The organism is Actinomadura sp. KC216 (assembly GCF_004348535.1).
Lineage (GTDB): Bacteria > Actinomycetota > Actinomycetes > Streptosporangiales > Streptosporangiaceae > Spirillospora.
On sequence record NZ_SMJX01000514.1, the window covers coordinates 1 to 3894 of the forward strand.

The 3894-nt window shown below is 75.9% G+C and carries 6 protein-coding genes; 3 read left to right on the plus strand and 3 right to left on the minus strand.

The features are described from left to right. Window positions 1–86 precede the first annotated feature (86 nt). Genes E1264_RS41225 through E1264_RS41235 form a run of 3 tightly spaced genes read left to right on the plus strand, consistent with a single transcriptional unit; the run spans window position 87 to window position 1544 of the window. Complete coding sequence (locus E1264_RS41225; protein WP_132182795.1) at window positions 87–443, plus strand: metalloregulator ArsR/SmtB family transcription factor; 357 nt, start codon at window positions 87–89, stop codon at window positions 441–443. Then, complete coding sequence (locus E1264_RS41230; RefSeq protein ID WP_132182797.1) at window positions 436–1077, plus strand: TIGR03086 family metal-binding protein; 642 nt, start codon at window positions 436–438, stop codon at window positions 1075–1077. The genes E1264_RS41225 and E1264_RS41230 overlap by 8 nt, the downstream gene beginning before the upstream one ends. Further along, window positions 1074–1544: an SRPBCC domain-containing protein gene (locus E1264_RS41235; RefSeq protein WP_243711489.1), complete on the plus strand. Its 471-nt coding sequence runs from the start codon at window positions 1074–1076 to the stop codon at window positions 1542–1544. The genes E1264_RS41230 and E1264_RS41235 overlap by 4 nt, the downstream gene beginning before the upstream one ends. Window positions 1545–1576: 32 nt before the next feature. Here E1264_RS41235 and E1264_RS41240 read toward each other — a convergent pair whose 3' ends face one another. The 3 genes from E1264_RS41240 to E1264_RS41250 form a co-directional block, all read right to left on the minus strand. Beyond that, on the minus strand, window positions 1577–2128 hold the full coding sequence (locus E1264_RS41240; protein ID WP_132182801.1) for a YdeI/OmpD-associated family protein: 552 nt from the start codon (window positions 2126–2128) through the stop codon (window positions 1577–1579). A gap of 47 nt (window positions 2129–2175) precedes the next feature. Further along, window positions 2176–3069, minus strand: coding sequence for a sigma-70 family RNA polymerase sigma factor (locus E1264_RS41245; RefSeq protein WP_132182803.1), 894 nt, complete (start codon window positions 3067–3069; stop codon window positions 2176–2178). Between the two features lie 111 nt (window positions 3070–3180). After that, on the minus strand, window positions 3181–3771 hold the full coding sequence (locus E1264_RS41250; RefSeq protein ID WP_132182805.1) for a TetR/AcrR family transcriptional regulator: 591 nt from the start codon (window positions 3769–3771) through the stop codon (window positions 3181–3183). Window positions 3772–3894 lie beyond the last annotated feature (123 nt).

A 3894-nucleotide genomic window follows, 5' to 3' on the forward strand; every position in this document is an offset into this window, starting at 1 on the left:
CCCTTCCCCCGCCCCCGCCCACCGTCCTTGACCGCCCGGTTATAGAACCAGTAGGTTAAAGGCCCTGGTCATGGAAGCAGGTGGTCATGAGCGATTCCGCCACGGCGGGCACGGCCGGGCTCGACGCGACGTTCGCGGCGCTGGCCGACCCGACGCGCCGGGCGATCCTGGCGCGGCTGCGCAGCGGCGAGGCGTCGGTGTCGGAGCTGGCCGCGCCGTTCGCGATGAGCCAGCCCGCGGTGTCCAAGCACCTGAAGGTCCTGGAGCGGGCGGGCCTGATCACGCGGGGACGTGACGCGCAGCGCCGGCCGTGCCGGCTGCGTCCCGGCCCGCTGGAGGACGCGGCGGGCTGGCTGGAGAACTACCGCGTGTTCTGGGAGGACCGCTTCCAGAACCTGGACGTCCTGCTCGGCGAGCTGAAGAGGGAGAGCGGCGATGAGTGAGTTCGAGGAGCGGTACCGGCAGCGCGCGGACGCCGCGGGCGCCGCGGAGATCGCCGGGCGGTACCGGCGCCGCGCCGACGCGTTCGGCGCCAAGGTCGCCGCCGTCCGCGACGATCAGTGGGGCAACCCGTCGCCGTGCGAGAAGTGGACGGCCAGGGACGTCGTGCAGCACATCGTCGACATGCACGAGGTGATGCTGAGGCCGCTCGGCCGCGGCCTGTCGCCCGCGCCGGGCGTCGCCGAGGACCCGGGGGCCGCGTTCCGCGCCGCCCGCGCCGACGTCGAGGCCGTCCTGGCCGATCCCGCGCTGTCGGCGCGCGAGTGCGACACGCCGTCGGGGCGGCTGACCGCGCTGCAGCACATCGACCAGGTCGTCTCCCAGGACCTGCCGCTGCACGGCTGGGACCTGGCCAGGGCCACCGGGCAGGACGACACGATCGACCCGGCCGACGTCGAGGCGGCCCTTTCGGGTGTGACCGCGATCCCGGCGGAGACGATGCGGAAGCTGCGGACTCCGGGCGCGTTCGGCCCGGGCGTCGAGGTGTTCGGCCCGGAGGTGGAGGTCGGCCCGGACGCGTCCGCGCAGGACCGCCTGCTGGGCTTCATCGGCAGGGATCCGCGTTGGCGCCCGTGACGGTCGCCACCCCCTCGGACCGGGCGATCGTCCTGACCCGGGACTTCGCCGCGCCCCGCGCGCTGGTGTTCGTGGCCTGGACCGAACCCGGCCTGGTCAAGCGCTGGTACGGCGCGCACGGCTGGGACGTGGTCGAGGCGGAGATCGACCTGCGGGTCGGCGGCGCGTGGCGGTTCGTGTGGCGGGGTCCCGGCGGGGCGGGCATGGCGGCCGGCGGCCGCTACCGGGAGATCGACGCGCCGGCCCGCCTGGTCTACACCGAGTCGTTCGACGACCACTGGTATCCCGGGGAGGCGGTGGTGACCCACGATCTGGCCGAGCGGGGCGGGACGACCACGCTCACCACCACGTTCCTGTTCGCGTCCCGGCGGGTCCGTGACCTGGTCGTCGAGTCGCCGATGGACCGCGGCGCCGCCGAGGGCTACGACCGTCTCGACGCGGTCCTGCGGGAGCTCAACCGGCCCTGAGCCCCCGGTCCTCCCCCCGGCGGCGGAACGGCTCATCCGGGTGGGGGCTGGAGCAGTTCGGTGATCGCCTTGTCGAGGCGGGCGCGGCGCCCGGCCGGGGTGCGGGCCTTGAGCAGCGGCAGGATCACCTGGTAGCGGCGGGTCTTGTCGAGCGCGTCGAAGCGGGCGGCGGCGTCGGGGTGCGCGGCGAGCGCCTCGGCCAGGTCGTCGGGGACGGTGACGTTGCGCTGCGCGGCGTAGGCGGCGTCCCAGCGCCCGTCGGCCCGGGCGGCCTCGACCTCGGCCAGGCCCGGCGGGCGCATCCGCCCCTGGGCGGTCAGCTCCTCGACGCGTTCGACGTTCACCCGCGACCAGGGGCTGCCCTTGCGGCGGCGGGAGTAGCGCTGCAGGTAGCTGTGCTCGTCGTTGGACTTGCGCTGGCTGTCGATCCAGCCGTAGCACAGCGCGACGTCCAGCGCCTCCCTGATCGTGATGGAGCTGATCGGGGCGCCCTTCTTGGCGATCTTCAGCCAGACGCCGCCTTCCATCTCGTGGTTGTCGGCCAGCCACGCCTCCCACTGGGCGGCGTCCGCGAAGTGCATCATCGCCCCAGCATCACCTACCGGCCCCGCCGCGCGGAACCCGCCCCGGGTCAGGGCCGGCCGAGGACGGGCGGGTCGAGGACGGCCAGGTCGAGGCGGCGCAGCCGGCCGGGGTCGGCGATGAGCTCGTACTCGGCGACGCGGCCGTCGCGGACGGTGATCGCGATGGCGAGCTGGAGGCGCCCGTGGGGGGCGACGACGGCGCCGGCGTGCCCGCCGACCAGGGCGGGCGCGGCGTGCCGGGCGCGGCGGCCGAACAGCCGCGTCTCGCGGGCGACGGCTTGGGCGCCGCGGGCGACGGGGTCGCGGCCGGGCGGCAGGACGGCGGGGTCGGCGCGGCGGACGACGTCGGGTGCGAGGACGGCGAGCAGCGCGTCCAGGTCGCCGTCGCGGGCGGCGGCGAGGAACGCCTCGACGACGGTGCGCTGCCGGGCGAGTTCGGCGGCGGGCACGGCGGGGGTGCCGCGGACGCGGAGCCGGGCGCGGCTGGCGAGCTTCTTGGCGGCGGAGGGGGTGCGGCCGACGATCGCGGCGATCTCCTCGAACGGCACGGCGAACACGTCGTGCAGGACGAACGCGACGCGCTCGGCGGGCCCGAGGAGGTCCAGGACGACGAGCATGGCGCGGCCGACCTGGTCGATCAGCTCGGCCTCCCGCTCGGGGTCGCCGCCGGCGGCCTCCCCGGCGGGCGCGTGCCAGGCGTAGGGTTCCTCGCGGCGGGACGCGCGGGCGCGGAGCATGTCCAGGCACAGCCGGGACACCACGGTCCGCAGCCACGCCTCCAGGTTGGCGATCCCGGCGGGGTCGGTGCGGGCGAGCCGCAGCCACGCCTCCTGGACGGCGTCGTCGGCCTCCGCGGCCGAGCCGAGCATCCGGTAGGCGACCGCGCGCAGCAGCCCGCGGTGCGCCTCGAACCGTTCGGCCAGCGCGCCGTGCTCGTCCATCGGTCACCTTTCCTCGTCACCGCACGTCTGCAGGGTGGACATCCGTTGAACGGCGCGACAGGAGGCAGATGATCCGGAACCACCAGGGTATCGGCGGCCGCGCCGGCCCGGCTACGGCGCCAGGGCCGGGGCGATGATGCTGGTCACCGTCCTGCGGACGGTTTCGGCGCCGGGCGGGGCGGCCTGCCGGTCGGCGAACAGCATGTGCCCGGCGCCGATGAGCGTGAACGCGAGCGTGTCGACGTCGGCGGCGGCGTCCAGGCGGCCGAGGTCGCGCTCGCCGGCCAGGTAGGAGGCGATCATCTCCGCGGCCTCGGTGAGGACGGGGACGCCGGCGGGCCAGGTGCGGCGCAGCCGGGCGCGCAGCTCGTCGCGGAAGGTGACGAGCGCGACGATCGCGACGGCGGCCGATCCGAACACGGCGGTCAGCGCGCCGGTGAGGTTGCCGACGACGGTGCCGGTCCCGGCGGCGCGGCGCAGGGCGGCGGCCTGGGCGTCCATCCGGTGGACGCGGGCCAGCACGAACTCGGCGAGGAAGTCGTCGAAGTCGTCGAAGTGGCGGTGCAGGACGCCCTTGGCGCAGCCCGCCTCGGTGGTGACGGCGCGGCTGGTCAGCGCGCTCGGCCCGGCGTCGAGCAGGACGCGCTCGGCGGCGCCGAACAGCTGCTCGCGCACGTCGCGGATGTGCACCCCGGTCGGCACGGTGGCGTCCTCCCCGCTCCCCGGATCGCGAATGGGCGGCTGCCCACTGTACTGCGCCGGCGCGGGTCGCTCCGGGGATGCCGGCGCCGCCGGTGCGGGCACGGGCCGGGGTGAGGGGCGGGA